Genomic DNA, 6332 nt, shown 5'->3' on the forward strand with positions numbered 1-6332 from the left:
TAGTGTTAAATTTTCGCACCAACGATCAGCTTATATAAAAAAGAACTGTTGAAGGGGCGTACCCTGTTTAAAACAGCTCTACACGAAAGGATTTTTATATGTCTGCTACACGATTCGAGCAAGCGACAAAAACTGCATTTGTGTTTCCTGGACAAGGTTCACAAAAAGTCGGCATGCTAGCAGAACTTGCAGAACAGTTTGCTGGTGTGCGTGAAACTTTTGCGGAAGCATCGGCCGCAATCGGTTTTGATTTATGGCACATTGCGCAAAGTGGTGAAGGTTTAGATCAAACAGAATTTACCCAGCCGGTTTTATTGACCGCCAGTATTGCGTTATGGCGTGTCTGGCTGGAGCTGGGTGGTGTAGCACCCAAATATCTGGCAGGCCACTCTCTGGGCGAATACAGCGCGCTGGTGGCGGCGGGTGCGTTATCACTGGGTGATGCCGTGAAGCTGGTGAATTTGCGTGGCAAACTCATGCAGTCAGCTGTGCCACAAGGCCAGGGCGCTATGGCGGCCATTTTGGGTCTGGAAGATGCCAAAGTGATTGAACTGTGTGCGCAAGCTACCGCACAAGGCACCGGTTCTGTTGAAGCAGCCAACTATAATGCCCAAGGTCAGGTGGTAGTTGCTGGCGATAAAGCAGCGGTAGATGCAGTCATCGCACTCGCCAAAGAAAATTCAGCCAAAGCTATTGCGCTTCCGGTGTCAGTGCCATCGCACTGTTCACTGATGAAACCGGCTGCAGAACAGTTCGCACAAGCTTTGGAACAAACTGCCATTGAGCTACCAAGCATTCCTGTAATACAAAATGTGGGCGCAGCTGTAGCAACTGATGTTGCTCAATTGCGTCAGGCTTTGACTGCTCAATTGTATCAGTCTGTGCAATGGACAAACACCATGCAGTACCTGCAAGACCAGGGCATTCAGTACATTGTTGAATGTGGTCCAGGGAATGTATTGGCGAACCTTGCAAAACGCTTACCTCACATAGAAAAAGCATTCCCGATTGACAGCAATAGTCGTCTGGAGGATGCCTTAAATGCCATTTTAGTGGCTGAAGGGAAAATTGCATGACACAAGAACGCAAAGTCGCATTGGTGACAGGTGCAAGCCGAGGGATTGGTGCAGCCATCGCTCAGCAGCTTATTCAAGACGGTTATTTTGTGGTTGGGACAGCAACTTCTGAAGCAGGTGCAGAAAAACTAAGCACAGGCTTTGGTGAACAGGGTGCGGGTAAAGTCCTGGATGTTCGTAATGGCGAGGCAATTGATGCGCTCATTTCGGACATCGAACAAAACTATGGTCCGGTACTGGTCTTGGTGAACAACGCTGGTATTACCAAAGATAATTTGTTACTGCGTATGTCTGAAGATGACTGGGATGATATCCTCAACATCCATCTGAAAGCCGTTTACCGTTTGTCTAAACGTGTACTGAAAGGCATGACCAAAGCGCGTTTCGGTCGCATTATTAATATTAGTTCAGTGGTGGCACACTTTGCCAATCCGGGACAGGCCAACTACTCTGCGGCCAAAGCAGGGATTGAGGCATTTAGCCGCAGCCTGGCCAAGGAAATGGGCAGCCGTCAAATTACAGTCAACTCTGTTGCACCTGGTTTTATTGCAACAGAAATGACAGAACAGTTAAGTGAAGAAATTCGCAAAAAAATGAGTGAGCAAGTGGCATTAAACCGTTTAGGTGATCCACAAGATATCGCCAATGCAGTGAGTTTCTTGGCTTCTGACAAAGCAAGTTACATCACTGGTACAGTGTTACATGTAAATGGTGGTTTATACATGAATTAAGCTCATGTATAAACTTTCAAAAACTTATAGATTCAATTAAACTAACGGCATTAAAAACGCCACAAGCAATGAGGAGAATTCCTGTGAGCGATATCGAACAACGCGTTAAACAAGCGGTTGCTGAACAACTTGGTCTTAAAGCTGAAGAGATTAAAAACGAAGCATCTTTCATGGATGACTTAGGTGCAGACTCTCTGGACCTGGTTGAACTTGTAATGTCTTTCGAAAATGATTTCGACATCACAATTCCCGATGAAGATTCAAACGAAATTACAACTGTTCAATCTGCAATTGACTATGTGACTAAAAAACTTGGTTAATTAAAGATTTTTAGCAGATGCTAAGAAAAACCACCCTTTTGGGTGGTTTTTTTATGGCAGGCCGAAATTACATAAGCTTACTTTTATCTAACCAAGCGCAACGCTCTCCTGTGTATTTTTTCGTTATAAAAAGAAAGCACGCAATTCCAAATGATTGATAAAAATCAATTGCATCAAATAAAAGCTGGAGAATAACAATGGGACTTTTTGATTTTGTAAAAGGTATTGGTAAGAAAAACACTGCCCCGGCAGAGCAACAACCGGCAGCACCGGCGGCGCCAGCAGAACCGTCTGCACAGGAAATGGCCAATAAATTATTGGGACATATTAAATCTTTAGGCTTACCAATTACGGGCCTTTCTGTGAACTACAATGGCAAGACCGATTTAGCCACGATTAAAGGGCAGGTACAAAGCCAGGCTGATCGTGAGAAAATTGTACTGGCGGTGGGCAATATTGATCATGTTGCGCAAGTGGATGATCAGATGACTGTGGCAACGCCAGAACCAGAAAGTAAATTCTATACAGTTAAATCAGGCGATACCCTGTCTAAAATCTCAAAAGAATTTTATGGTGATGCCAATCAGTACAATAAAATCTTTGAAGCCAACCGTCCTTTGTTAAAAGATGCGGATGATATTTTCCCTGGACAGGTGTTACGTATTCCGGCTTAAAGATCCAGCATTTTTATAAAAAGACGCGTATCGCGTCTTTTTTGTTTTTTAATAATCTTCAAATACTTAAAAAGAATTAATGTAACTTTTTTTATTTATATTTATCTTGTTTGTAATTGTGTGTATTTGCTGTGTAATTTTTAACATTTTCAATACAATAAGTTAATTTATGTGATGTGATTAAAATAAATAAATAAAAGTGATGATAATTTTGCATTTGTTTGGTTTAATTGATAATTATGTCTCATTTTAAAAAAATAATTAAAACAAATGCTTATCACATTCTAAATTTTAGTTTTTAAATCCGAGTATTTTGATAAGAAATATTAATCAGTATGTTCTGAGTATAAACTCGATAAAAATGCCAACTCTTGCTAAGAAGAATAATAATTTCAAAACCTAACTTTACATAAAGATACGATCATAAAAAGGAAGAGGGTATGCCAAATATAGCGGTTACTTCGAAAGAGACACAGCAGTTATTGCTGTCTGCTGATACGAATACGGTTACTTTATCTGAAAACTCTGTTGTCAAGATTGATACAGCAATTGAGGATGTGGCGAGTATTACTCGAGAGGGAAATGCAGCAATAGTGAACCTGAAAAATGGCGAAAAGGTAGTGATCGAAAGCTATTTTGATGACCCATTAGATAGCCATCATATTGTTTTTGATAATGGGGAGCAGCTGTATTGGGTAGAGTTCGCAAATGCTTCGGGTGAGATTCTTCCTACAATTAAATATCATTTTATCGAAACGATTAGTCCACTGTTATACGCTGATACACTTGCTGCCGTGCTGCCTTGGATCACTGGAGCCGTAGCAGCAGGAGCGACCATTGCTGCGGTGGGTTCAGACTCTGATAGTACATCATCAAATACACCAGTAGATTCTACAGCTGCAGAACAACTAGTGATTGCAGCAGAAGAGGCTCAACAAGCAGCGGAAGATCTTTTAAACCAGGCGCAAGAAGATGGCTTGATCACTTCAGAAGAACAAGCGCAACTTCAAGATGCAGCAGATGCAGCAGCAGAAGCCAAAGATACTGCGCAAGATGCAGTCACAGCCTTACCTGAAAGTGCAGATAAAGAAGAGTTGCAAGATCGTCTAGATAATCTTGAAGGGATTAGCGTACCGCCTGTTACTGATGCAGATGGTAACGGTATCGATGATGCATTCGAAGCAGCGGAAGCCCTGGTGACTGATGCTGAAAATGCACACCAGGCAGCAGAAGATGTAATTGCAGGTGCTCAAGAAGATGGCCTGATCACCCCAGCAGAACAGCAAGCGATTCAAGATGCGGTGGATGCAGCCACTGAAGCTGAACAAACCGCACAAGATGCGGTGACTGCGTTACCAGAAAGTACAGACAAAGATGGTCTGCAAGATCGTCTGGATGCCTTGACGGATCTTGAAGTTCCAGCGGTGAATGACCAAGACGGCAATGGTATTGACGATGCAACGGACAGCTTAATCGCGGATGCAGAAGCGGCAGTAGCAGCAGCGGAATCAGCTTATGCCGAGGCCGAGCAAGCGATTGCCGATGCAGATACAGATGGCAATGGTCTCATCACACCAGCAGAGCAGGCAGTTGCCCAGGCTGCGATTGATGAAGCTGCCGAACTAAAAGCCATCGCACAAAATGCAGTAAATGCGTTACCGGCAGAAGTACAAGTTGAGAAAGACGGGCTACAAGGTCGACTAGATGACTTGATCTCATTAACTGCACCAGCAGTCACGGATGCAGATGGTAACGGTATCGATGACGCATTCGAAGCAGCGGAAGCCCTGGTGACTGATGCTGAAAATGCACACCAGGCAGCAGAAGATGTAATTGCAGGTGCTCAAGAAGATGGCCTGATCAGCCCAGCAGAACAGCAAGCGATTCAAGATGCGGTGGATGCAGCAACTGAAGCTGAACAAACGGCACAAGACGCGGTGACTGCGTTACCAGAAAGTACAGACAAAGATGGTCTGCAAGATCGTCTGGATGCCTTGACGGATCTTGAAGTTCCAGCGGTGAATGACCAGGACGGTAATGGTATTGACGATGCAACGGACAGCTTAATCGCGGATGCAGAAGCGGCAGTAGCAGCAGCGGAAGCGGCTTATGCCGAGGCCGAGCAAGCGATTGCCGATGCAGATACAGATGGCAATGGTCTCATCACACCAGCAGAGCAGGCAGTTGCCCAGGCTGCGATTGATGAAGCTGCCGAACTAAAAGCCATCGCACAAAATGCAGTAAATGCGTTACCGGCAGAAGTACAAGCTGAGAAAGACGGGCTACAAGAACGCGTAGATGCCTTGACTGAATTGCTTGCCCCTGTGGTCACGGATGCAGATGGTGATGGTGTAATTGATGACTTAAACGGATTAATTGCCAGTGCAGAAGCGGCAGTAGCAGCAGCGGAAGCGGCTTATGCCGAGGCCGAGCAAGCGATTGCCGATGCAGATACAGATGGCAATGGTCTCATCACACCAGCAGAGCAGGCAGTTGCCCAGGCTGCGATTGATGAAGCTGCCGAACTAAAAGCCATCGCACAAAATGCAGTAAATGCGTTACCGGCAGAAGTACAAGTTGAGAAAGACGGGCTACAAGAACGCGTAGATGCCTTGACTGAATTGCTTGCCCCTGTGGTCACGGATGCAGATGGTGATGGTGTAATTGATGACTTAAACGGATTAATTGCCAGTGCAGAAGCGGCAGTAGCAGCAGCGGAAGATGCGTACCAAGCAGCAGAAGATGCTTTAGCAGCTGCAGAATCAAATGGTTTAATCACCCCAACAGAAAAAGCTGCACTTGAAGATGCATTGCAAGCGGCTCAAGATGCCAAAGATGCAGCGCAGGATGCGGTAGATGCTTTGCCATCAGTACCAGCAGCCGTTCAAGATGCCAAAGATGGCTTCCAAGACCGTATTGATGCCTTAACAGACATCACCATTCCACCTGTAAATGATGCAAATGAAAACGGCGTTATTGATACTGATGAAGATCCATTAACCCTTGCAGAGGATTTGGTATCAGCGGCAGAGCAAGCGTATCAGGATGCAGCGGATGCATTGGCTACAGCGCAAGCGGATAACTCAATCAGCCAAGCAGAGGTTGATGCATTAACGCAAGACCTTGCGGCAGCCCAACAAGCGAAAGCGGATGCACAAACAGCGGTGGATGGCATTGTTGCTGACTTCCCAACCGAAGCGGGTGACTTCCAAGAGCGTATTGATGCCTTGACGGACATCGAGATCCCAGCGGTGAACGATCTTGATGACAATGGTATTGCTGATGCAGTTGAAGCAGTTGAAGACCTAGTTGCAGCGGCAGAAGCAGCCTATGCAGCAGCGGATCAAGCACTTGCTGATGCGATTGCAGACAATGCCATCAGCCAAGCGGAAGTGGATGCCTTAACGCAAGACCTTGCGGCAGCCCAACAAGCGAAAGCGGATGCACAAACAGCGGTGGATGGCATTGTTGCTGACTTCCCAACCGAAGCGGGTGACTTCCAAGAGCGTATTGATGCCTTGACGGACATCG

At 45.5% G+C, this 6332-nt stretch carries 5 protein-coding genes; all 5 read left to right on the plus strand.

Annotation, left to right across the window (positions count from 1 at the left end; genetic code table 11):
* Window positions 1-98: 98 nt before the first annotated feature.
* Window positions 99-1076 carry an ACP S-malonyltransferase gene (gene fabD, locus FTU69_RS13145; RefSeq protein WP_075167567.1) on the plus strand — a complete coding sequence of 326 codons (978 nt, stop codon included), beginning with the start codon at window positions 99-101 and terminating at the stop codon, window positions 1074-1076.
* Window positions 1073-1807, plus strand: a complete 735-nt coding sequence (fabG, locus tag FTU69_RS13150) for a 3-oxoacyl-ACP reductase FabG (protein ID WP_045796367.1) — start codon at window positions 1073-1075, stop codon at window positions 1805-1807. The genes fabD and fabG overlap by 4 nt, the downstream gene beginning before the upstream one ends.
* Window positions 1808-1890: 83 nt before the next feature.
* A complete protein-coding gene (gene acpP / locus FTU69_RS13155) occupies window positions 1891-2127 on the plus strand; it encodes an acyl carrier protein (RefSeq protein ID WP_001279871.1) in 237 nt (78 codons plus the stop codon).
* A gap of 197 nt (window positions 2128-2324) precedes the next feature.
* On the plus strand, window positions 2325-2801 hold the full coding sequence (gene lysM / locus FTU69_RS13160; RefSeq protein WP_005175989.1) for a peptidoglycan-binding protein LysM: 477 nt from the start codon (window positions 2325-2327) through the stop codon (window positions 2799-2801).
* A 440-nt stretch (window positions 2802-3241) separates the two neighbouring features.
* A partial coding sequence (locus FTU69_RS13165; RefSeq protein ID WP_180104015.1) for a BapA prefix-like domain-containing protein occupies window positions 3242-6332 on the plus strand: 3091 nt, incomplete at its 3' end.

Source organism: Acinetobacter sp. YH12134, assembly GCF_013418555.1.
GTDB classification, from domain to species: Bacteria; Pseudomonadota; Gammaproteobacteria; order Pseudomonadales; family Moraxellaceae; genus Acinetobacter; species Acinetobacter indicus.

Bases quoted from the DNA above. Each gene is read 5' to 3' on its own strand.
- fabD (WP_075167567.1), top strand. From the start codon at position 99: ATGTCTGCTACACGATTCGAGCAAGCGACAAAAACTGCATTTGTGTTT.
- fabG (WP_045796367.1), top strand. From the start codon at position 1,073: ATGACACAAGAACGCAAAGTCGCATTGGTGACAGGTGCAAGCCGAGGG.
- lysM (WP_005175989.1), top strand. From the start codon at position 2,325: ATGGGACTTTTTGATTTTGTAAAAGGTATTGGTAAGAAAAACACTGCC.